The organism is Flavobacterium silvisoli (assembly GCF_004329815.1).
Taxonomy (GTDB): domain Bacteria; phylum Bacteroidota; class Bacteroidia; order Flavobacteriales; family Flavobacteriaceae; genus Flavobacterium; species Flavobacterium silvisoli.
Genome location: NZ_SJPE01000017.1, coordinates 17,039 through 39,248, shown reverse-complemented (window position 1 = coordinate 39,248; position 22,210 = coordinate 17,039). Strand labels below are relative to the sequence as shown.

The following is a 22,210-nucleotide window of genomic DNA, read 5'->3' as shown; positions in this document are numbered from 1 at the left end:
TTAGTTGTTTTTAGATGTTCTACGGACAAGTTTGTAACGAATTTATCCAGTTACCAATAAGTTCAACACCTTCAGTATGAATGAGTGTTCTTCCATGCAGAGGCATTCTGTAATTTTCATTATCAGTGTCTAATCGATAATACAACATAGACCGGTCCGGATTCCCTGGTGTAATTATTTTACTCAAGGCAGGTGGAAAATCTTGTGTGTCCTGTGTGTCTACACAAACACCCATATTAGCAAGATTGTTTTCTGTTTCAGAAAAAGGGAATCGCATAGGTCTGTAATCACAATGTCCGTTAGCATTATGACAATGAGCACAATTGATATCAAAATACGAACGAACTCTTAATTCCAGCGGTTTACTGGTGTCATTGTAATTAACAACGGTATTTTGAATACTGGGCAAACTGAAATTATTTGCCAAATAACCCACCTCAATCCATTTTGTCAATTGATTTTTGGTTTCTGTGCCATAATTGAAATTGAAATTCAAATTTTGAGGCTTTATTCCAATGGGTTCGTGTCTTTCAACGTAATTGTTATCAATGGTCTCTTTATATTTGTGACAAACATTACACTGAACTTCGTTCGGAATTCTGTAATTAGCACTTTTAATAATGTCATTTTCGTCCTTCCAGCTTAGTGCTACATTGCTGCCGTTCAAATCTAAATAAGCCTCTGTTTGATCTTCATTCCAAACATAATCGGCAAAAATCCATCCCGTTGTTTTTCTGATCATCAAACGGGTTTCTATGATGCGGGTAGTATTCGAAGGCTGTACATTATCGTAATAAAAAGTTTTGATTAAAGCAGCACCCACAGGTAATTCTAAAATTTTACCGTCAGCAACAAAAGTTCCTTTAGTCCCTTCGGGCATCCATACAAATCTTTTTTTGTGTGCGTAATCTGTAAAAAGACCACTGGCGGGTTCGTAAGGTAGAACATTCAGGGCAGGAATCTGATTTTTCATTTCACCAACGAAAAATTTGTAATCAGATAACTTCGCATAAGGAACCTGAGTCAAATCAACCGTAACCGGCGAAACGGGAATGTATTCGTCATCGGTATCAGAACAAGCCCAAAATAGTATTATTGATAAAAGTGCAAAAGGAAGTAGTAGGTAGTGTTTTTTCATAAGTTTTTAATAATGCAAACCAAAAATAGCAAATTTTTTATAAAATACTATTAAATAGTTTGGTGCTGTTAATAAAAACTTATTTTTAATGAATATTATTCAGTTATATTCTTAAAAAGCATTTAGCTTAATTCTGTACGTTTTTAATTGTTCCAAGGCAGATTCCGATTTGTAATCAAAAGATTCTTCATGCTGATTTCTGTCTTTTTTCAACGAAATCATCTTAATGCAATTGCAAAAACGTCTTACTTCTTCTTCGTTTGATAAAATCAATCCGGGAACTTCTGTGTTTGTTCCGTTGTCATCTTTAGCAACCATCGTAAAGTAACTCGAATTGCAATGCTTTACTTTTCCGGTTTGAATATTCTCGGCTTCTACCCGAATTCCTATAATCATCGAGCTTCTGCCTACATAATTTACGCTGGCTTTCAGGGTTACCAACTCTCCAACTTCAATCGGATTCAAAAAATCTACTGTATCTACAGAAGCAGTTACGCAGTAATGCCCCGAAAATTTTGAAGCACAGGCAAAAGCAATTTGGTCTAAAAGAGATAACAGATAACCACCGTGAATTTTGCCGCTAAAGTTGGTATGCGAGGGCAACATCAACTGCGAAATGGTAATTTGTGATGATTTTACGGTTTTAAATAATTCACTCATCTTTTTCAGCTCGGGTTAAAATATTATCGGGTAATGATTTTTTAGCTTTGGCTCCCATTTTTTTCAACTTTTCTACACTGGTTACGAGGTTGCCCTTTCCGTCAACAAGTTTGTTCATAGCGCCTTGGTATTCTACTTTCGCTTCATCCATTTTCTTTCCTATTTTCACCAAATCGGAAACAAAACCTTCAAACTTATCGTATAAAGCCCCGGCCTGACGCGCTATTTCTAAGGCGTTTTCCTGCTGTTTTTGGTTGGTCCACATACTGTCAATGGTGCGCAATGTGGCCAAAAGAGTAGAAGGGGTGACGATTACGATGTTTTTCTCAAAAGCTTTGTTGTAAAGTGTAGTATCTTCATTCAAAGCCAAAGCAAAAGCCGATTCAATCGGAACGAATAACAACACAAAATCCGGACTTTCCATTTGGTATAAATCCTGATAATTTTTTTCGCTTAGTTGGTCTACATGACGTTTTAATGCGGTAACGTGTTCTTTCAAATGTTGAGTCTTTGCTTCATCGTCTTCTTCATTAATATAGCGCTCGTAGGCAGTTAAAGTTACCTTCGAATCCACTATCATTTTTTTGCCGTCGGGCAAATTAATCACCACATCCGGAAATAAGCGGTTGCCCTCTTCGGTTACAAAACTTTGTTGTACTTCATATTCCCGGCCTTTCTCTAAGCCCGACTTTTCCAATACCCGTTCCAAAATCAACTCACCCCAGTTCCCCTGCATTTTGCTGTCGCCTTTGAGAGCTTTGGTCAGATTCAGGGTTTCTTTGCTCATTTGTTCGTTCATTTCGCGTAAGCCCAAAATTTGTTGGCGTAACGCAGCATGATAATCAATGCTTTCTTTGTGAGTGTCTTCTACTTTCTTTTCAAAAAGTTGAATTTTATCCTGTAGCGGAGTTAAGATATTTTTGAGGTTTTCTTTATTTTGTTCGGTAAATTTGGTGGTTTTCTCCTCCAAAATTTTGTTGGCCAAATTTTCAAATTCTTTGGTGAATTTTTCCTGAAGTTGTTCCACTTCTGCCTTTTGCTCTTTGTTGCGTTCCCAAAGATTTTCAAAATCAGTTTCCTTTTTCGATAATTGAATGGCTAAAGCCTCTTTCTCGGCGCGAATGGCTTCCCGTTCCTGAATGGTTTGACTAACCTGATTTTTGAATTGCTCAATTTGTTGCAGCAATCCGTTTATTTTCTCCTCCAAAGAAGCTTTTTCCGATTTCGAATTTGCGGCAAATAATGTTTTTCCTAAATAAATTCCAATAAATAGGGCAAGTATAAAAACTCCTATTATCAATATGGTATCGTTCATAAAAGTAATAAAATAAAGAGTCTAAATATAATCAGATTTGACCAAAAAACTCATGGTCATTTCAAAATGTTTTTTAATTTGGCACCGTTTTTGAAAATGCAGAAATCTGATAGCATAAAACAAACCTTTAACACTATTAACCAATGATCAAAAAAATTACTTTTTTAGCAGTTTTATTTATTTCAACATTGTCTTTCGGACAACTGGGTCCTGTGGGACACTTAACAATTTTTTCCGAAGACGGAGATAAATTTACATTAATTCTCAATGGTGAAGTAATTAACGACACCCCACAAACAAACCTGAGAGTAGAGGATTTAAACCAACCTTATTACAACGCCAAGATTAAGTTTGCCGATCAATCACTACAGGACATTACCAAAAACAATTTGATGTTAACCGATGTTGACGGAGTATTTTCGGATGTGACTTACAAAATCAAAAGAGATAAGAACAACAAAACAAAGATGAAGATGAATTATTATTCATCCATTCCGGTGCAGCCTAACTTTATTCCGGCCTCAAATGTTCATGTAATTCATTATGGTCAGCCTGCGCCGCCACCGGTTACCGGTAGTGTTTCGCAAACCACTACCACTACTACGCAAACTAACGGCGTAAATGTGGGAGTTAACATGGGCGGCATCAGCATGGGGGTTACCATCAATGATAATATGGGAGGTGGAGCCGTTACTCAAACCACAACCACTACCACCACGCACACTTCCTCTTCTTCGGGTCATCATCACGATGAGGAACCGGTTAGAGGCTGTGGCGGAAAATATGCTATGTCAGCCGGAAATTTCAGTGCTGCTTTAGCTACTATAAAAAAACAGAGTTTCGAAGATGCTAAGTTGAAAACAGCCAAGCAGGTAGTAACAGCCAACTGTTTGAATGTCGACCAAATCATGCAAATGGCTAATACGTTTAGTTTTGAGGACAATAAATTGGAGTTCACTAAGTTCGCATATGATTATTGCACCGAGCCTAAAAATTATTTCAAATTAAACGGTATATTCTCATTCAGTTCCAATGCGGAAGCTTTGTCTGATTACGTTCAAAGTCGTCAATAAATAAGGTCATATTGATAAAAAAGACCGTCCGGATTGGATGGTCTTTTTATTTTTGTTAAATGAAAGAAACGCACCGCCACTTCCTGCTTCACAAACCCCACGGCTATTTAAGTCAGTTTGTTTACGAAAAAAAGCGACATAAAAAGTTGCTGGGTGAACTCTATAATTTTCCCAAGGGAACGATGGCTATTGGCCGTTTAGACGAAGACTCCGAAGGCCTCTTACTGCTCACTACAGATGGCATGATGAGCGAAAAGGTAAGAAGCAAAACAGTCGAAAAAGAGTACTACGCTCAGGTTGACGGGCTAATCAGTCAGGAAGCAATAGAGCAATTAAAACAAGGTGTCGAAATTGGTTTCAAAGGCATTCGTTATACCACCAAAAAATGCGAAGCCCATATTGTTACTGAGCTTCCGAAATATATAGGTGAGGGGAGAAGAATCCGCAATGAACGCCACGGGCCCACCAGTTGGATTTCCGTCACTGTAACCGAAGGCAAATTTCGGCAAGTGCGAAAAATGACTGCTGCCGTAGGATTTCCAACACTTCGACTCATCAGGATTCGGGTAGGAACTCTATCTTTGCAACTCAAAGCCGGACAAGTAATTGAAGTCGACAACTTTGATACGCTTAGCTTTTAGATAATCAGAAATCTAAAAATATTACAATCCAATAATCCAACAATCTAATAATCCAACAATCTAATAATCCAACAATCTAATAATCCAACAATCTAATAATCTAATAATCCAACCACCTAAAAATGCTTAACATCGTTTTAGTAGAACCCGAAATCCCCAACAATACCGGTAATATTGGTCGTTTGTGTGTGGGCACCGAAAACAGATTGCACCTCATAAAACCCTATGGGTTTGAAATTACCGATAAAAATCTCAAGCGTTCCGGACTCGATTATTGGGTACACCTCGACTGGAAAGAATACGACAATGTAGCACAGTGGATAGCTCAAATCAGCGATAAGTCAAGAGTATTTCTGATGAGTTCTCATGCCGAAAAATCTATTTATGAAGCAGAATTCCAGGACGAAGACTGGCTGGTTTTTGGCAAAGAAAGCGTAGGGTTGAGCAAAGAAGTTTTAGATCAATTCGAAAATCATTTAACAATCCCAATGTCAAAACGGATTCGCAGTTATAATATTGCGAATTCGGTTGCGTTTGTGGTAGGCGAAGCTAAAAGACAATTATCAATCAAATAAGCAATTGTTAATTAACAACAAACCTCCCTTTCTCACCATCAAAAACAATTGAGGCATCTTTGAAAAGAGTATTGAAAACTCCCTTCGAAATTAAATTACACGGTTGGTCCTGAACCACTGAGGCCTCGGTCATCACTATCATTTCGTCGGAGAGTTGTATCGCCAAGTCAATATCGTGAGTCGAAAATAAAATGCATTTTCTGGTTTCCAGCGATAGTTTTTTCAGAAGCTTAAACACCGAAACCTTGTGCAACAAATCCAAATGCGTTGTCGGTTCATCCAATATAATCAGAGGTGTGTCTTGTGCCAAAGCTCTTGCTATCAGTACAATTTGAAGTTGTCCGTCGCTTATTTCGTGATGCTTTTTGTTGAGCAAATGTTCAATATGCGTCAGTTCAACGGCTTGGGTTATTTTTTCATAATCAATGCCCGAAAGTTTTCCCAACCAATTTGTATAAGGCTGTCTGCCCAAAGCAATCAGCTCAAAAACAGTCAGGTTGCTCGGAGGAAGTTTTTCGGTCAAAACCAAACTTAAATTTTGAGCCAGATCTGTAGCTTCATACGAATGGATTTCTTTTTCGTTTAGCATCACTTTGCCGGCCAGAGGTTTCTGTATGCCGGTCAAGGTTCGAAGTAATGTCGATTTCCCGATGCCGTTTCCGCCCACCAGTGAAACCAATTGTCCTTGCTCTAATTTTAAATTCAAATGTTCAGCAATGGTATTTTTACCCTTCTTAGACGTATAGCCTATGGTTAAATTTGAAGTTTGAAGTATGTTGGTGTGAAGACTCATTCTTTTACTGAATACTTTTCTTTTTAACAATTAACCAAATCACCACCGGTGCCCCTATGATTGAAGTAATGGCATTGATAGGCAAAGTAAAATCAAAACCCGGCATTTGCGCTACCGTGTCGCAAAAAAGCATGATAATTGCCCCTTGGATTACTGTACCGAAAAACAAAATCTTGTGATTACTCGTGTGGAATAACAATTTGGCCAAATGCGGAACCGCCAATCCCACAAACGCTATCGGACCGGCAAAAGCAGTGATGCTCCCGGCCAAAATACTGGTGGCCAAAATAATGATATACCTGGTCCGTTGCAGGTTCAATCCCATGCTTTTAGCATAATTTTCTCCCAGCAACAAAGCATCCAAAGGTTTTAACGATGCCACACTTATTAGCAATCCAACAATAACACAGATGGTCAGTATAACAATGTTTTGCCACGATAAATTACCAATGCTACCCATCGACCAAAAGGTATATTTCTGCAATTGTTCGGCCGAACTGAAATAAGTAAACACACTTACAATAGCTCCGGTAAAACTGCTGAACATCAACCCTACAATCAATATCGACATAGTATCGCGCAACCGTTGTGATACAATCAAAATCAGTAGTAAAACCAATAAACTTCCCAAGCACGAAGCCAATATAATACCATACGACGACAACATAAATTGCGAAAAAACCGCCGGCAACATACCCGCTCCCAAAATCACAAAGGCCACTCCCAAACTCGAACCCGAACTCAGTCCCAACACATAAGGGCCGGCCAGCGGATTCCTGAAAAGCGTCTGCATCAACAACCCGCTTACCGATAGGCCTATACCTACTAATATGGCGGTAATAGCTTTGGGTAATCTGAAATTTACGATGATGTATTCCCAGGTGTCTTTTGAAGCCTGTCCTCCAAACAAACTTTTAAAAACTTCTTTAATGGGTATGGCAACCTGTCCTTCGGCAATATTCAACAGCATAGCGGCCAACAAAGTGAATGACAGCAGGGCAAAAAGAAAGGTATTTCGGTTTTGGTTTTTCAACTAGCGTAATTTTTCAAAGAAAAAAGGTTTGTAACTGGGCAACAACTCAGGATGCAGAATTTTAACAATGTCTTTCAACACTATATCCGGACGGTTTGGTGCCAATTCATAATACAAAATACCGCCTGTTTTGCCCTTTCTTGCATTGAACGAATACACATTTTTATTCCCAAAAGCTTTAAATTGGGCATAATGCGGATTCTTATCCGTCATTTCTTTTAACGAAGAAAACTGACCCGAGGTAAACCACACATCTGCATCTTTAGCTTTTTCAAAAACAGTTTCAAACGACAACGACAAACTACCGGTACCGGTGGTTTCCTGCCACAGATAATTTGAATTAGCTTCTTTCAGCAACAAGCTTCCCCAACTGCTCCCTTTCGGCAAATACCATCGGTCTTCAAACATATCACCGGCTAAAATGGTTGGCGTAGTGGCAGCATTTTTCGCTATTTCAATCGTCTTTAAATAGTCTTTTTCAATTTTTGAAAACAAGGTGTTGGCCTGTTTTTGCTTGCCGTATAAAGCTCCGAAAAACTTAATCCACTCAGCTTTGCCCAATGGGGTTTCTTCATTCCAATCGCCGTTCAGCATTACTTTTAACCCGCTTTTTTCCAAATTGTCCAGCGTAGGATTGTTGTTGTCAATGCCATAACCAATGATGATATTGGGTTGTAAATCAAGCAAAACTTCCGTGTTGAGGTTTTGGTTCATGCCCAGTTCTTTGACTTTTCCGGCTTCAATTCGGGCCCTTACTTTTTCCGAAGAAATATAATCCGTATGCGGAAAACCTACCAGTGAGTTCACTTCGTCTAGCATTTCCAACGAAGGAATATGCGTGGTTGAGGTAACTACGATAGTCTTTATCGGAACAGCAATCGTAACGTTTTGTTTCAAACTGTCAGGAACGATTCCGTTTTTTTCTTTGAGGATGTACGTATAGGTTTTGGTTGCTTTTGGCCACGGATTTTTTACGGTTATAATGGAATACCCACTATAGTTTTTAATGGAAAACCCTTTGGCGTAGACGATTTCATTTTTTACAGGAAAGGCTATTTCCGGTTTTGTTTCGGTTTTGCAACCCAAAAAAGAAATTAAAAAAAATGATAGTAAAAGTTGTGATGGGCAATATTTCATAGATACCATTTTGCATGTGGGGCAAAGGTAAAGCGAAACACAGAAAAAATAAATTTTTATTTTTTGACTAATTTATGATTAACAGTTTGACCGTTTTCAAATTGAAGGTTTAGGATATACATGCCCGAACTCAATTGCGATGTTTGTGTATCAAATTCATTTTTTGAAAAGGTATTTACTACTTTTTTTCCGGTCACGTCAATAATGTTGAATTGCTTAATCGACTGTTCGGTTTCGATGTTGAAAGTCGTTGAAAAAGGATTGGGGTAAATAAGCGTATTGACAGCGCTAAAATCAGGATTGCTCAACATAGGAACCCAAACCTGCCAAGTACTGTTTATAACCAAATCAAGTCCGTCTAACGCTTCTTTCAAACCGGTAATATCCCCCTCAAAGTAAATTTCATAATACACAGAGTTAGGAATAGATAGTGTCATTGCTGTCACCTGATAGGTTTGGAATAGTGCATTAAGTGAAGCATTGTTGGTAACTATAATATTTCCATTAACCCCCGTTGGATTTCCGTCGGTAGCAGTTAAAAGCATAATTCCTAAGGTGTCCGCATAGGAATACCCTCCTATATTTGGATCACTATAGCAATTTCTTACTCGTGTGACATTAGCATTCGCTAAAAGGTCATTGGTAAAACCGACCAGATTTGTACCAATATAATCTGCAAATATTATACTGTGATTTCTATAGCTTTCAGCACAATGACTTATACCGTGATTGGAAAAAATTTCATTTATTTCAGCATTACTAGTTGCAGTTCCTTCTTGTGGATACATGATGTTTTGACCCGATACACCAATGTAAAAATTGTCTGCAAAATCAATTTGTACACGAGTAGCATAGGAATGAGAACACATTAAAATTATGAAAGTGAGGATTAATTTTTTCATAAAAATCTATTTTAAGATAGTATAAATATAAGAAAAAGTTTCAGATTCAAAGCTATTGGTTATTTATTTTTCTATTCTATATTTGCGCCCGAATTAAGGTTGCGATTTCTGTTTTTCAAAATCGCATTAAAAGGGAATCAGGTGATTGAAGATTGAAGAGTAACGATTTAAGATTTCAGAAGTGTTCTGAAATCAAAAGTCAACATTCAAAAATCAAAAATCCTGAGCTGTTCCCGCAACTGTAAGCTATCAAGCTTGTTGTTAACTACAACACCACTGTCTTGGAATTTAAGTATTTAGAATCAGAAATTGGGTTTTTTTAAATCCTTAATCTGAAAATCTCAAATCCGGATGGGAAGGTAAACAACAAGACGCAAGCCAGGAGACCTGCCTAATTCATCAGAGTAACAAACTTTCGGGAAAAAAGGTTTGGGTATGGGTAAATTCTATGCTTTTCTCCCAGCAGTATTAAATTTAGTGTTTAACTAAAAATGAAAAAAACAGTCAAAGCAGCGGCATTCATCGCCATGCTGAGTACTTGTGCCTATGCACAGGTAAAAGAGTCTTCTAAACCAAAGTATGATTTTGTAGACAAAGCTACAGGAATTGAAATTTTAGATGAGGTAGTCATTTCTGATACCAAGTTTGCTCAAAGCAAAGAAAAATCAGGAAAAGTTATCGAAGTCATTACGGCCAAAGACCTCGAAAACAAAGCCGGCCAAAATTTAGCCAACGTTCTCTCACAGGTAGCCGGGGTCGAAATTAACGGCAACCAGTCTGCCAACGGTAAGAATCTCGGCTATTACATCCGCGGAGGCAAAAACCGTCAGATACTTATCCTTATTGATGGTATTCCCGTGACCGATGCTTCCGGCATCAGTTTAGAATACGATTTGCGTTTGCTTCCCGTAGAACAAATCGAGCGCATCGAGGTTATGAAAGGAGCAGCCAGTACACTGTACGGTACGGGTGCCGCTACCGGAGTCATCAACATCACCCTCAAAAAAGCAGGCAAGCAACCTCTTCAAGGCACTGCTTATGTTAATATAGGCTCTAATAACACAGCCGACAATCACAAATACAACGGTCAGGATTTCAATCAGGGGTTTTCGGTCAACGGCCAATACCAAAAGGTTAACTTCTTTGCCGGTCTGAACAGCACTGAAACCAAAGGGATGTCTCAAATTGCCGGCGAAAACTACGAACCCGACAGTTTCTCAAGACAAAACATCTTAACCAAATTCGGGTATAACGCCACCCGTAAACTCACCCTCGATTTTTTTGGCAACTACGACAAAATCAGCAACAACTACGATCAGCCTTTTGACAATACCGGCTTTAATGATGTGGCTTTAAACAAGACCGCTTCAGAGCAGTTTCGCTTTGGTTTCGCTCCTAAGTACAAGTACAACAAAGGAGAGCTTAACATCAATTCGGGCTTTACCAAAATCAAACGCGATTACAGCGAGTTCAATTCCTACACTTCCGGAACCGATTATTCCCTCTACGAGTCCCGCAGCGCCGTGGTTGATGCCTTCAATAAGTACAAATTCAGCAACACCTTTTTTGTTGTGGCTGGTACCAATTTCCAGTTTCACGACATGGCCAGCCACACTCCCTACAGCACCATCAACCGCGAGGATACGCGTTTCAATATGATTGACCCTTACCTCACATTGGTCTACGACGCTCCTTTTGGACTCAATCTTAATTTAGGCTCGCGTCTCAACATCCACAGCGAGTATGGCAACCACACCGTTTTCAATATCAATCCCTCATTCAACTTCCCTACGGCCTTTCCTCTCAAAGTGTTGGCTTCATACAGCACCGCCTATATTACGCCAAGTTTGTACCAGCTCTATTCAGAGTACGGAAACACCAAGCTAACCCCCGAGGAAAATACCACCATCGAAGCCGGTTTTGAAACCGAATTGGCAGACAAGAAAATCAAACTGAATGCCGTTGGGTTCTACCGCGACCAAAAAAACTCTTTCGATTTCTACTACGACAGCACCAACTTTCAGGGTTATTACATCAATATCGACGGAAAAAATAAAGCCAAAGGACTGGAAACCGATTTGATCATCAACCTCACTTCAAAACTAAAAATCAGCGGAAACTACACCTTCACGCAAGTCGACAAAGCCTTAGACCGATTAATCCCTAAGCACAAAGTCAACGCAGGAGTAGAGTACCAACCAACAACCCGAACCTTTTTTAATGTAAGTTACCAGTACTTTGACGCGCGCAACGACGCCTTTTTTGACGGCAATACCTTCGGCACCAGCCAGGTCCAATTAGATTCATACCAACTCCTAAACGCTTTGGTAAAATACACACTAATCAAAAACCGACTTACGGTTTTCGGAGCCGCTACCAATATATTCAACAAAGACTTCACCGAAAATATAGGGTATTCCACCCGAGGCAGAAATTTCAAAATTGGGTTAAACATCATTTTGTAATTCAGAAAAAGGCTAACCGAAAGGTTGGCCTTTTTTAATAACCGCCACCCAAAGCTCATCAGTTCAAACAATCATATCAACAATAACCCCGTCAGTTTGAGTGATTTTCACAAAGTAAAAATGGTATTGAAACCCATCAACAATAAGCCCGTCAGTTTGAGTGATTTTTACGAAGTAAAAATTGTATCGAAAACCCAACACCAAAAAAACCGTCAGTTCAAGTGATTTTTCAATAAAGTACAGTACCTAAGCACCACCGCATCCGGTCACAGGAGTATACCCGATGCGTAATACCAAAAAGAGAACTTACCACAAAACTCGCAATTGCGAGAAACGGTTGTTAGCACTAGTTTTTATTATTCGGTTAGAAATTTAGAAATCTGTTTATTCATGTCCGGAATCTTGTTTTTCATTACATCCCAAACAATAGTATAATTAACACCCATGTAATCGTGAATCAACCTATCTCTCATTCCTGCCATGTTTTTCCATTGGATGGTATTCCATTTTACTTTTACATCAGCAGGTATTTTCTTTGTAGCTTCTCCAATAATTTCCAGACTTCTCACAACAGCTCTTTTCAGAGTTTCGTCGTCTAGGAAATCTTCGTATTTCAGATCTTTACTTACTGAAATGATATACAAACATTCATCGTTAATATGTCTCAAGTATTCTTTCGGCTCTTTAGACATACTGAACTTCATTTAATATTTTTGGGCCAATATATGGACTTAAGCCATTTTTGGTAACAACTTCAATTTTTTCGTTTTTGAATATTTTTTCAAATAAATCGCAAACCGCCATAAAGTTGTCAAAATTTTCTTTTTCAGGTTCAAAGTCAATCAGCAAATCAATATCACTTTCGCTAGATTGTTCACCACGAATGTATGAACCAAAAAGGCCAACACTACGAATGCCAAACTTCGTTAGTTGCAGCTTATTTGATTTTAGCGTTTTTAATATGTTCTCTCTGGTTGTCATTTTGAAACTTTTTTTTCAAATATACAAAAGTTTGTCTTTTGAAAACTTTGGTGGTCAAAAATTAGTGCTAACGTTCCGGCGCTTGGCGAGCTTGTAAACTTCGGAACCGACTATTTTCTTTTAAAGGTAAAAATTCTTGCAAAATGCAAACGTGAACTTACCACAAAACTAGCTATAGCGTAAAACCACTGTTAGCAGCAGTACTCTTATGGAACTGTCCAATACCAACTTGTTTTATAAAATGTTTCGTAACTTCCATTGTAAAGTACTCTATATGCTGTCCACATATCTACTTTCACATCTTGACCAAAGTAATTTTTCTGTGTTCCATATTTTACATCGTCATTCAAATTGCTATAAACATAACTTGAAATCCCAATATATTCTGACGCTTTACATTCATCACTAATGACAACAGATTTATTTACTGGATTACCAATCCATATCAAATCTTTAGTATTGGCATCTCCACCAACACCTACTTTTACACATAAAATCTTTCCATCGTCTAAACCAATGCCAAAATCTACAGCAGAGTATTTCGCTAATAAAGTATTGATGCCTGATTCTGAATGAGCAATCATATATCTAATTTGCATCGCAGCTTTTACGGCATTACTTAATGTAGTTTTAGTTGTTCCTTGAAAAAAAGCAAGTACACTATCACCATTAAAACTTCGAACTTCTCCGCCAAGCGAAGTAGCTATTTTTACAGTGGTAAATAAATAAGCTTTATGAATTTTAGCAATAGTTGTCTTATTATGCTTATTTAAAATCTTGGTTGAATCTCTTAAGTCTATATATAAAACAGTAGCCTCAAACTGTAAACCTTTGTTTCCAAAAGTTAATTTACTATCTCCGATTTCTGGAACGTAATTGATGTCTTCTGTGGTAAAATCACTGTCTAAAATGTCTTTTACCTTTTGTGTTATGTCATTTTTAAGTGCCATTATTTGTCTTGATCTAAAAAGAGTTTATAAATTATATAACTCAGAGGTGTTAATAATCCCATAAACATTATTGTAATCGCAATATTGTATAATTTAAATTTTCGCGCAGCAATTTGACTAGTTATGATTACTTGATTTGCTAAATCTTTTTCGTGATTTTCGTTTGAACGTTCACATTCGTACGATTCGGAAATTTTTTTTATTAGTTCATCATCAGTCATGTGTGCGAGGGTTGCATAAAAGAGCAGATTATTGCTGCGATGAAGTGACATATTATTTGGCGAATGTTTGATTTTAGCAACCAAGGCAGAGAAGCTAATGAATATTGTAATACAAGACATCGCTATAGCATAATATAAATAGTAGCTTAAATAAGGGTTAATCGTGTCTGTAATTAATTTTGAAATACCAACAATAATTGCTCCGTTGAATGCGATTAACGCAATATTTTTCGCTTCACCAAATTTGAGCATTTCAAAAGCATGACCATATTGTTTCTCCAAATAATCGATTGTTTTCATGTTTAGGGGTTTAGTATTGCCACTAACAAACAAACACCTCCAACTATATATAACAGTCTCAGCATTTAAACACGAAATATATAAAAAAGAGTACAAAAAAGATTAAAACAAGCCCTACAAATAGACCATCGGCAAAAATCACCGCTCAAAAGAGCAAACACAAAAAATACCCGTAAATATCCTCCGAACGCTATAACATCACGTTTCCCCACCCGAGAGAAGCGATTCCCCGCCCTAGAGAAGCGATTCCCCACCCGAGAGACGCGATTCCCCGCCCTAGAGAAGCGATTCCCCGCCCGAGAGAAGCGATTCCCCACCCGAGAGAAGCGTTTCCCCGCCCAAGTGACGCGTTCCCCCGTTAGAGCACAATCAAAAATAATTTCAGGAGTAAAACGTGGTGCCAAAGCACACCACCGGCGCACTCTGGCAGTGCACAACAATAGGGCAGTAGCCCCGTTTTTTAGTAAAGTAGTTCCGCTTATTTCGGGTCTATGTACATTTCAGTACGCAGCGGGTTCATCGCTTTAGCATCCGTAAAAGGTTCGTTTACAACCGGCACTTGCGGCATCAGTTTGCCGTTAGCCAGTATTAAGCTAATCGCTTTTTGAAACAAAGGCTCATCAGTTTCCCCTAAAACCCCCAGAGCATTAAAATTCTCTTTTTGTTCATAAGTAGGCACCAACCCCAGCGGGTAATCGCCAAACTCATTCTTATTAACCACCTTCGAAACTATAGGTTGCATAGCATATTTATGACTCGGGTTCACATTCGATTTCCCAAACGTAGGCGAATCATACAACGTTACCGAAGCCACATTCTTACCCGTAGTAACATCGCCTATCTGCACCACGTTTATATACGGTTTCAAACAATTAATCACCAGTTCACTCGCCGAAGCCGTCCCTTTAGCCGTCAAAACATACACCTTATTCAAATGCAAACTGTTAACACTGCCGTCAAACACATAACTCGAAGCTCCCGAGAACGCTTCAACCTTTGCATTCCACTTAAGCTTGGCAAACAACTGCCCGGTAAACTGTCCCGTAATCATACTGGCCAGTTTCGTAGCACTCGTAACAGCCCCGCCCGAGTTATACCTCAAATCCAGCACCAGATCCGTCACATTTTGTGAAGCAAAATACCCAAACGCATCATTCAGTTGCGCATCATAATTAGGGTAAAAACCATTATACATCAAATACCCAATGTTGTGAGTACCCTCAGTAATAACCTTTCGTACATAAACAGGATTCTCAGAAATATTAGTCTTAGTCAACGTAATCGATTGCCCGTTAGGGGTAATAGCACCGTTATTGTAATCAGCCAAATTAATCGTGAAAGTAGTTTTGGCAAAAAGCCCTCTGTAATTATCAACCGTCAGCGGAGTACCATCAATCGCATAAAAAATCATGCCTCTCGTAACATTCTTAGCCGCTGCGTCAGAGTTAGGCAACACATACCTAACCCAGCCAAAAAGATCCGTACTGCTGTTAGGCTTGTAATTCAAACCATGATCAAGGCCGTTGTTCAAAGTAGTTCCCGCCAGTACACCCTCCAAAACAGTATAATCACTGTATATCACACTAAAGCGGTCAGTCGTAGCATCCGTTCTAAGGTGGTTAAACAAATCAGTAGGATTCGCATAAGAATCTAAAAACGAAAAATACTCCCCCTCATTATCATCCTTATTATCCGCCAGGTCGGGCACATCAGCCTGCCACAAATAGTATAAATTCATACCCTTCCACACAAAGTCGTTAATCTCCAGCTTAGAAGGCACCGGATGATCATCCCTGTCCTCACACCCAAAGCAAACAGCAATAAACAACAACAATAATACAGATTTGGCAAAATTCCTCATAGCAGCTTTTTTAGGTTTAATAAGTGTAAATTTACTAAGTTTTAAAACAATTAAATAATTTGTTGTAACAAATAAAAGCCTGCCTCGTCTTGCTCATATAACCACAAACTAAAGTACCGTTTCAATGAACCAAAAAGAGTTTATGCAGCTCGTCACCCCATTCAAGGATAAGTTATTCCGAATGGCAAAACGCCTACTCGTTAGCACAGAGGAGGCCGAAGATGCAACTCAGGAGGTTCTGGTAAAATTGTGGAACAAAAACGAATCACTAACCCAATACAAAAGCATTGAAGCCGTAGCAATGACAATGACAAAAAACTATTGTTTAGATCAGCTCAAGTCAAAGCGCGCCAACAACATGAAAATCGTTCACAACAACTTCACCGACAGGGAAGCAAGTGTGCAACAAAAAGTAGAGGATAGAGATACATGGAATTGGGTCGAAAAAATAATGAACGACCTCCCCGAACAACAAAAACTAATCGTTCAAATGCGAGACATCGAAGAGATGGAGTTCGAAGAGATTAGTAAAATATTAGAAATGAATGAGTCGGCCATACGCACGGCACTTTCAAGAGCCCGAAAAACAATAAGAGAAAACATGACTAAAACACACCATTATGGCATTGGATAGAATAGAAAAACTAATAGAAAAATACTTCGAAGCCACCACAACAATAGCCGAAGAAAAAGAACTCAAAGCCTATTTCACTTCCCCCGATGTTGCGCAGCATCTGGAACACTATAAACCTATCTTCGGATATACAGTTCAGGCAAAACAAGAGCAGTTCACCGCAACGATTCCACTACAACCACAAAAACGAACAACAGTACTTTGGTTATCAGTTGCCGCCTCTGTAGCAGTTTTGCTCAGCGTAAGTTTACTTACTTTTAATCATTACAATCAGCCAAAGCCACAGGAGCTGGGCAGTATTAATGACCCCGAAGTAGCCTTCAGAGAAACTCAAAAAGCACTAGCTATGATCTCAGAACACGTAAACAAAGGCATCGGAAGTATGAATTATTTAAATGAATACGAACAATCAAAACAAAAGATTTTTAAATAAAAAAAACACAAGAAATCATGAAACCAACGATTCACAAATACCCAAAAAACAATTTCTTAACCATGAGTAAAAAGATAATCTTAACCCTGGTAATGGTATTAACAGCCAATACTTTTTTCGCCCAATCAGCCTTCGATAAATTCGACGGTTTAGATGATGTAACAACAGTCATTGTCAATAAAAAGATGTTCACCTTATTAAGTAAAATGGATGTCAAAGACAAAGAAACACAACAGTATGTAAATCTCATCAAAAAGTTAGACAACTTAAAAGTATTCGTAACCCAAAGCGATAAAAGAGCCGACGAGTTAAAAGCTACTTCAGATAAGTATCTTAAATCTGCCGCGTTAGACGAACTAATGCGCGTAAATGAAAAAGGCAAGAGCGTAAAAATCTATGTAAAATCAGGAGCCACCGACTCGCAAATAAAAGAGTTGTTAATGTTTATAGACGGCACCGGAAAAGAAGAAACCGTATTAATGTCATTAACCGGTAACTTCGATTTAGACGAACTTTCCGTTCTAACCGATAAGATGAAATTACCCGGTGGCGATGATTTGAAAAAGGCATCAAAAGGTTCCAAAGGTTCAAAATAAAGAAAGATGAAACTCTCAGTTATAATCGCTGCATTGCTCTCATTCTTACTGTTAAGTTGCAACAGCGAAACCACACTTCAAAAGTATTTCGTTGAAAACTCCGAGAAGAAAGGCTTTATCGCATTAGATATTTCACCAAGTATTTTAAACATCGATAAAACCAAACTAACGGCCGAGCAAAAAGCAGCTTTAGAGTCTTTTGACAAAATGAATATCATCACATTTCAGGCAAATGACAAGAACCAGGCGCAATATGATGCCGAAAGCAAAAAAGTAACGGCTATCTTAAAAGGAAAAACCTATCAGGAGTTAATGAAAGTAGGTTCCGGCAAAGACGGAGCTTCCATAAGTTATGTAGGCGATGAAAATGACATTGATGAGTTTGTGCTATTTGCCAAAAGAAAAGAAAACGGCTTCGCGGTAGTTCGCATTCTCGGGAATGATATGAACCCGAATAACATCATGAACATGCTCTCCCTGTTGAAAAATGCCAACGTTGATATGGAGCAATTAAAACCATTACAAAGTTTGATTAAATAATTTAGAGGTTAGTTATTAAAAAGAAAAGTCCCGGATTATCCGGGACTTTTTTATTTCTTAAAGTATTTAAAAGGAACAACCAGCATACCAAAACATTCGCCATCTTCTTTCCCGACGTGTTTGTGGTGCATCTTATGAGCCCTCCTTACAGCTTTTGCATAACGATTGTTTGCATTTCGGAATAATTTAAACCGCTGATGGATAAAAATATCATGAACAGTAAAATAGGCCAATCCATAAGCAAAGATTCCTAATCCTATAGCCAAACCAATTTCGAGTATGTCATGTTGCCAAAGCAAAAAGAAACCGATGCTAACTACAGCATAAAAGATAAAAAAAGCATCGTTCCGTTCAAACCAGGAGTCATGATCTTTTTTGTGATGGTCAGCGTGTAAAGACCACAGGAAACCATGCATTACGTATTTATGACTAAACCACGCCATAAATTCCATGATGCAAAAAGTGAGAATGAAAACAAGAATGTGTAACAACATGATTCTATAATAAGTTTAGACGGTAATTTACATAACATTTGGCCAAAAGCCCTAATTTTTCATAATCAGGAACTCGTATACGGGTGTTTTTAATTTCCATAGAAGGCGTCTTTTTTAATTTGTGTAACAGCTTTTTATAGTACACATAAGCGGTGTATACTCCGAATTTAGCTTCCAAAGGAAGTTTTACGATGCCTTGAAAACCGGCTTCAAAATCGGCTTCGATTTCTTTAATTATAGCATTTTTTGAGTGTTCGTCTAAGCGCGATAAGTCAGTGTTAGGAAAATAACTTCGATTCAAATCTTCATAATCGGCTTTCAAATCGCGCAGGAAATTCACTTTTTGAAAAGCAGAGCCCAATCGCATGGCGGGTTGCTCAAGTTCTTCAAACTTTTTTACGTCTCCGTTGACAAAAACTTTCAAACACATCAAACCTACCACATCAGCAGAACCATAAATATAATCATGGTATTCGTTGAAAGATTGGTAATTTGTTTTGTGTAAATCCAAACGCATACTTTTCATGAAAGCGGCAATCATAGTATGTGGAATCTGGTATTTGTGTACGGTATGCTGAAACGAGTTCAAAACCGGGTTTAAACTGATTTTATTTTCCAAAGCGCTTGCCAAATCTTTTTCAAACATTTCAAACAATACTTCTTTGTTGTAATCGTGAAAGGTGTCGACTATCTCGTCGGCAAAGCGAACAAAACCGTAAATGTTGTATATGTCCTGACGGATGCTGGGGGCTAACATTTTTACGGCTGCAGAAAATGAGGTACTGTATGATTTAGTAACATTTTTGCTGCATTCAAACGATATGGTATCAAAAAGTGATTTCATAAAACTATAATTATAGGTTTTTGGCAATAAGGTCAGCTACCAGTTTTCCGGATATCAATGCCGGAGGGACTCCGGGGCCGGGAACGGTTAATTGTCCGGTAAAATAAAGATTTGATACTTTTTTACTTTTCAATTTAGGTCTTAAAAAAGCGGTCTGCAGCAAGGTATTGGCTAACCCATAGGCATTCCCTTTGTACGAATTATATTCTTTGATAAAATCGTTTACACAAAATGATTCTTTAAAGATAATAGATTCTTTTACAGTCTGTTGTGTTAGTCTTTCAAATCGGGTGATTATTTTTTCAAAATATTCTTCTCTCACTTCGGGTATATCTTGTAATCCTGGAGCTAACGGAATTAAAAATATTCCGGCTTCCTTTCCTTCTGGCGCTGCATTAGAGTCTGTCTTAGAAGGAAAACTTGCATAAAACAAAGGCTCTTCCGGCCATTTTGGATGATCGTATATGTCTTTTGCGTGTACATCAAAATCGGTATCAAAAAACAATGAATGATGTTCTACGTTTTCTATTTTTTTATCAAAACCAACATAGAAAAGGAGTGAAGAAGGAGCAAATGTTCTGTTCTCCCAATATTTTTCAGAGTAAGCACGGTATTTTTGGTCTAGCAAGCTCTCACTGTGGTGATAATCGGCTCCACTGACTATGATATCGCCTTTTACAGTTGTTCCATTAACTGTCAGACTCTCTGCAATATTATTTTTTACATTAATTTTTTCAATATTAGCATTTGTAATAATGGTTACACCAAGCTCTTTAGCCAATTTTTCCATGGCCAAAATAACACTGTACATACCGTTTTTTGGATGCCAGGTTCCTAAACCAAAATCGGCAAAATTCATAAAGCTGTAAAACGAAGGAGTGTCTGATGGCTTCGCTCCCAGGAAAAGTACCGGAAATTCAAGTATTTGTATCAGTTTGGAATTGGTAAATCGTTTGCGGATGTCTTTTGAGATGTTCCCGAAAAATTGATTCACTTTTTTGGCTGTTTCCAAAGTAACCAATTCAAGCGGAGAAACTCCGGGACGGTATACTAAATCTTTTATGGCAATGTCGTAATTGCTTTGAGCTTCTTTCATGAAGGCCTCCAACTTTTTACCGCTTCCTTTTTCAATTGCTTCAAAAGTTTGGATTATTTGAGGAAGGTTATCAGCTATCGTTACAAACTCATTTACTCCAAAATATACTTGATATGCCGGAGACAGTTTGATGAGTTCGTAATAATCAGATGGTTTTTTCTTGAAATCGGCAAAAAAACGCTCAAATACGTCAGGCATCCAATACCAAGTGGGGCCTATGTCAAAGGTAAATCCCTCTTTTTTCAATTGGCGCGCTCTTCCTCCTATAGACGCGTTCTTTTCATAAATAGTAACATCGTGTCCTTGTTGCGCCAGATAGCTGGCTGCAGCAAGTGATGAAAATCCGGAACCGATTATTTTAATTTCTTTTCTCATATTGTTTAACAAAAATATTAAAAAGTTAAACAATAAAAAAATATTTACGCAATTATATGTAATCGACCAGTGATTTAATAGAGTTAAAGATGCTGAATTTTTGATCTAACTGCCCTTTTTCTATATATTCTGTGGCCCTTCCGATAGCCCAAAGACTGGAAGATTCATCTAAAATTTCTTTTTTCGCTTTGATAATGTAGTCGGTTGCTTCAGTTCGGGTAGGTTCTACGGTCATGTAGCATACAAATGTGATGTTATCAAAATATTTCTTTAGGTCTTTTAAACTGTCTAAAGGAACGCTTTCACCCAGATAAATCGTTTTGTAGCCTTGGCTTAGGATTTCATAATTCAAAAACATCAGGCCTAATTCATGCACTTCGTTCATGGGTAAGTATAAAACAAAAACTCTATCGTCTTTGATTGGCATTTTAGCTTGAACTTCTTCTGTATTGGTCAGGAGTTTTTGCTTAATTAAATGAGATATAAAATGCTCGTGAGCAGGAGTAATAGTGTCGGTTTGCCAAAGTAATCCGACTTCTTGTATTAAAGGTATAAAAACATCATAAAAAACTTCTCTGAACGACCTTTCTGAGAGCAATCGGTCATAAGTATTGAAAAACAGAGTTTGATCAAAGTTCATCATGGCCATTTTAAAAGAACTTATAGCATGATGCTTAACACTTTTGTCTGATATGATTTCGTTTACCAATTGCGGGATACGTTCCTTGGATAACTTAGAAATTTTCGAAATTTTATAGCCGTGGTTATGTAGTAAAGTTATGTTTAAAAGTTTCTGAAGATTTTCTAAATCATATAAGCGGATGTTAGTTTCTGTTCGCATGGGCTCCAATACATTGTATCTTTTCTCCCAAATACGAATGGTGTGCGCTTTGATTCCGGTAAGATTTTCTAAGTCTTTAATGCTAAAGACACTTTTAACATTGTTCATTATTTCGCTTAATTAGTTAAACAAAATTAACAAAATAAAATTAACACAATGCTTTTTGCGGATAAACTTCATAAAAAAAAGAGCAAATTCGTCTGAACTTGCTCTTTAAAAGTGACCACGATCAGATTCGAACTGACACGCTTTGCAGCACCACCCCCTCAAGATGGCGAGTCTACCAATTTCTCCACGTGGCCTAAAACAAAA

General features: G+C 38.0%; 24 protein-coding genes, 1 tRNA gene and 1 riboswitch. Of the genes, 8 read left to right on the top strand and 17 right to left on the bottom strand.

Going from position 1 to position 22,210, the window contains the following annotated elements; all coding sequences use genetic code 11:
- Window positions 1-19: 19 nt before the first annotated feature.
- The 3 genes from EZL74_RS11695 to rmuC form a co-directional block, all read right to left on the bottom strand.
- Window positions 20-1,138, bottom strand: coding sequence for a hypothetical protein (locus tag EZL74_RS11695; protein WP_131476803.1), 1,119 nt, complete (start codon window positions 1,136-1,138; stop codon window positions 20-22).
- Window positions 1,139-1,249: 111 nt separating this feature from the next.
- Entirely contained in the window at window positions 1,250-1,798 is a 549-nt protein-coding gene (locus tag EZL74_RS11690) for an acyl-CoA thioesterase (RefSeq protein WP_131476802.1), read from the bottom strand.
- Window positions 1,791-3,113 carry a DNA recombination protein RmuC gene (gene rmuC, locus EZL74_RS11685; RefSeq protein WP_131476801.1) on the bottom strand — a complete coding sequence of 441 codons (1,323 nt, stop codon included), beginning with the start codon at window positions 3,111-3,113 and terminating at the stop codon, window positions 1,791-1,793. The genes EZL74_RS11690 and rmuC overlap by 8 nt, the downstream gene beginning before the upstream one ends.
- Window positions 3,114-3,256: 143 nt before the next feature.
- Here rmuC and EZL74_RS11680 point away from each other — a divergent pair, with 143 nt between their 5' ends.
- The 3 genes from EZL74_RS11680 (at window position 3,257) to EZL74_RS11670 (ending at window position 5,402) form a co-directional block, all read left to right on the top strand.
- Complete coding sequence (locus EZL74_RS11680; RefSeq protein WP_131476800.1) at window positions 3,257-4,186, top strand: DUF4476 domain-containing protein; 930 nt, start codon at window positions 3,257-3,259, stop codon at window positions 4,184-4,186.
- A gap of 59 nt (window positions 4,187-4,245) precedes the next feature.
- Complete coding sequence (locus EZL74_RS11675) at window positions 4,246-4,827, top strand: pseudouridine synthase (RefSeq protein WP_131476799.1); 582 nt, start codon at window positions 4,246-4,248, stop codon at window positions 4,825-4,827.
- 122 nt (window positions 4,828-4,949) lie between these two features.
- Window positions 4,950-5,402: a tRNA (cytidine(34)-2'-O)-methyltransferase gene (locus EZL74_RS11670; RefSeq protein WP_131476798.1), complete on the top strand. Its 453-nt coding sequence runs from the start codon at window positions 4,950-4,952 to the stop codon at window positions 5,400-5,402.
- 7 nt (window positions 5,403-5,409) lie between these two features.
- Here the strand turns inward: EZL74_RS11670 and EZL74_RS11665 are convergent, their stop codons facing one another.
- Genes EZL74_RS11665 through EZL74_RS11650 form a run of 4 tightly spaced genes read right to left on the bottom strand, consistent with a single transcriptional unit; the run spans window position 5,410 to window position 9,267 of the window.
- A complete protein-coding gene (locus tag EZL74_RS11665) occupies window positions 5,410-6,195 on the bottom strand; it encodes an ABC transporter ATP-binding protein (RefSeq protein ID WP_131476797.1) in 786 nt (261 codons plus the stop codon).
- 4 nt (window positions 6,196-6,199) lie between these two features.
- Window positions 6,200-7,228, bottom strand: coding sequence for an iron ABC transporter permease (locus EZL74_RS11660; RefSeq protein WP_240034594.1), 1,029 nt, complete (start codon window positions 7,226-7,228; stop codon window positions 6,200-6,202).
- The gene (locus tag EZL74_RS11655) at window positions 7,229-8,365 is read right to left on the bottom strand and encodes an ABC transporter substrate-binding protein (RefSeq protein WP_131476796.1); all 1,137 of its coding nucleotides are present in this window, start codon (window positions 8,363-8,365) and stop codon (window positions 7,229-7,231) included. It lies immediately after the preceding gene.
- 56 nt (window positions 8,366-8,421) lie between these two features.
- A complete protein-coding gene (locus EZL74_RS11650) occupies window positions 8,422-9,267 on the bottom strand; it encodes a T9SS type A sorting domain-containing protein (RefSeq protein ID WP_131476795.1) in 846 nt (281 codons plus the stop codon).
- A gap of 79 nt (window positions 9,268-9,346) precedes the next feature.
- A riboswitch (cobalamin riboswitch) is annotated at window positions 9,347-9,676 on the top strand.
- Between the two features lie 82 nt (window positions 9,677-9,758).
- Between EZL74_RS11650 and EZL74_RS11645 the strand changes: the two genes are divergently transcribed.
- Window positions 9,759-11,732, top strand: a complete 1,974-nt coding sequence (locus tag EZL74_RS11645; RefSeq protein WP_193553765.1) for a TonB-dependent receptor plug domain-containing protein — start codon at window positions 9,759-9,761, stop codon at window positions 11,730-11,732.
- 356 nt (window positions 11,733-12,088) lie between these two features.
- On the opposite strand, the gene EZL74_RS11640 is transcribed toward EZL74_RS11645, so the two are convergent.
- From EZL74_RS11640 to EZL74_RS11615, 5 genes are all read right to left on the bottom strand, one after another.
- Entirely contained in the window at window positions 12,089-12,424 is a 336-nt protein-coding gene (locus EZL74_RS11640) for a HepT-like ribonuclease domain-containing protein (protein WP_131476794.1), read from the bottom strand.
- Complete coding sequence (locus tag EZL74_RS11635; RefSeq protein WP_131476793.1) at window positions 12,417-12,713, bottom strand: nucleotidyltransferase family protein; 297 nt, start codon at window positions 12,711-12,713, stop codon at window positions 12,417-12,419. Before EZL74_RS11635 ends, EZL74_RS11640 begins: the two co-directional genes overlap by 8 nt.
- Before the next feature lie 206 nt (window positions 12,714-12,919).
- Window positions 12,920-13,663, bottom strand: coding sequence for an adenylate/guanylate cyclase domain-containing protein (locus EZL74_RS11630; RefSeq protein WP_131476792.1), 744 nt, complete (start codon window positions 13,661-13,663; stop codon window positions 12,920-12,922).
- Window positions 13,663-14,184 (bottom strand): Pycsar system effector family protein, encoded by a 522-nt coding sequence (locus EZL74_RS11625; RefSeq protein ID WP_131476791.1) that lies wholly within the window; start codon window positions 14,182-14,184, stop codon window positions 13,663-13,665. Before EZL74_RS11625 ends, EZL74_RS11630 begins: the two co-directional genes overlap by 1 nt.
- A 478-nt stretch (window positions 14,185-14,662) precedes the next feature.
- On the bottom strand, window positions 14,663-16,045 hold the full coding sequence (locus tag EZL74_RS11615) for a S41 family peptidase (RefSeq protein ID WP_131476789.1): 1,383 nt from the start codon (window positions 16,043-16,045) through the stop codon (window positions 14,663-14,665).
- A gap of 124 nt (window positions 16,046-16,169) precedes the next feature.
- Between EZL74_RS11615 and EZL74_RS11610 the strand changes: the two genes are divergently transcribed.
- The 4 genes from EZL74_RS11610 to EZL74_RS11595 are packed head-to-tail and all read left to right on the top strand — an operon-like array spanning window position 16,170 to window position 18,248.
- Window positions 16,170-16,679 (top strand): RNA polymerase sigma factor, encoded by a 510-nt coding sequence (locus EZL74_RS11610; RefSeq protein ID WP_131476788.1) that lies wholly within the window; start codon window positions 16,170-16,172, stop codon window positions 16,677-16,679.
- Window positions 16,666-17,112: a hypothetical protein gene (locus tag EZL74_RS11605; RefSeq protein ID WP_131476787.1), complete on the top strand. Its 447-nt coding sequence runs from the start codon at window positions 16,666-16,668 to the stop codon at window positions 17,110-17,112. Before EZL74_RS11610 ends, EZL74_RS11605 begins: the two co-directional genes overlap by 14 nt.
- Before the next feature lie 17 nt (window positions 17,113-17,129).
- On the top strand, window positions 17,130-17,708 hold the full coding sequence (locus tag EZL74_RS11600) for a DUF4252 domain-containing protein (protein WP_240034593.1): 579 nt from the start codon (window positions 17,130-17,132) through the stop codon (window positions 17,706-17,708).
- Window positions 17,709-17,714: 6 nt separating this feature from the next.
- Window positions 17,715-18,248, top strand: a complete 534-nt coding sequence (locus EZL74_RS11595; protein ID WP_131476786.1) for a DUF4252 domain-containing protein — start codon at window positions 17,715-17,717, stop codon at window positions 18,246-18,248.
- A 50-nt stretch (window positions 18,249-18,298) separates the two neighbouring features.
- Here EZL74_RS11595 and EZL74_RS11590 read toward each other — a convergent pair whose 3' ends face one another.
- The 5 genes from EZL74_RS11590 to EZL74_RS11570 form a co-directional block, all read right to left on the bottom strand.
- Window positions 18,299-18,742: a sterol desaturase family protein gene (locus EZL74_RS11590; RefSeq protein WP_131476785.1), complete on the bottom strand. Its 444-nt coding sequence runs from the start codon at window positions 18,740-18,742 to the stop codon at window positions 18,299-18,301.
- Between the two features lie 4 nt (window positions 18,743-18,746).
- Window positions 18,747-19,586 (bottom strand): phytoene/squalene synthase family protein, encoded by an 840-nt coding sequence (locus EZL74_RS11585; RefSeq protein ID WP_131476784.1) that lies wholly within the window; start codon window positions 19,584-19,586, stop codon window positions 18,747-18,749.
- Window positions 19,587-19,596: 10 nt separating this feature from the next.
- Window positions 19,597-21,057, bottom strand: coding sequence for a phytoene desaturase family protein (locus tag EZL74_RS11580; protein ID WP_131476783.1), 1,461 nt, complete (start codon window positions 21,055-21,057; stop codon window positions 19,597-19,599).
- Window positions 21,058-21,109: 52 nt separating this feature from the next.
- Window positions 21,110-22,006, bottom strand: coding sequence for a MerR family transcriptional regulator (locus EZL74_RS11575; protein WP_131476782.1), 897 nt, complete (start codon window positions 22,004-22,006; stop codon window positions 21,110-21,112).
- A 112-nt stretch (window positions 22,007-22,118) separates the two neighbouring features.
- Window positions 22,119-22,200 (bottom strand) — tRNA-Leu (locus EZL74_RS11570).
- Between the last annotated feature and the right edge of the window lie 10 nt (window positions 22,201-22,210).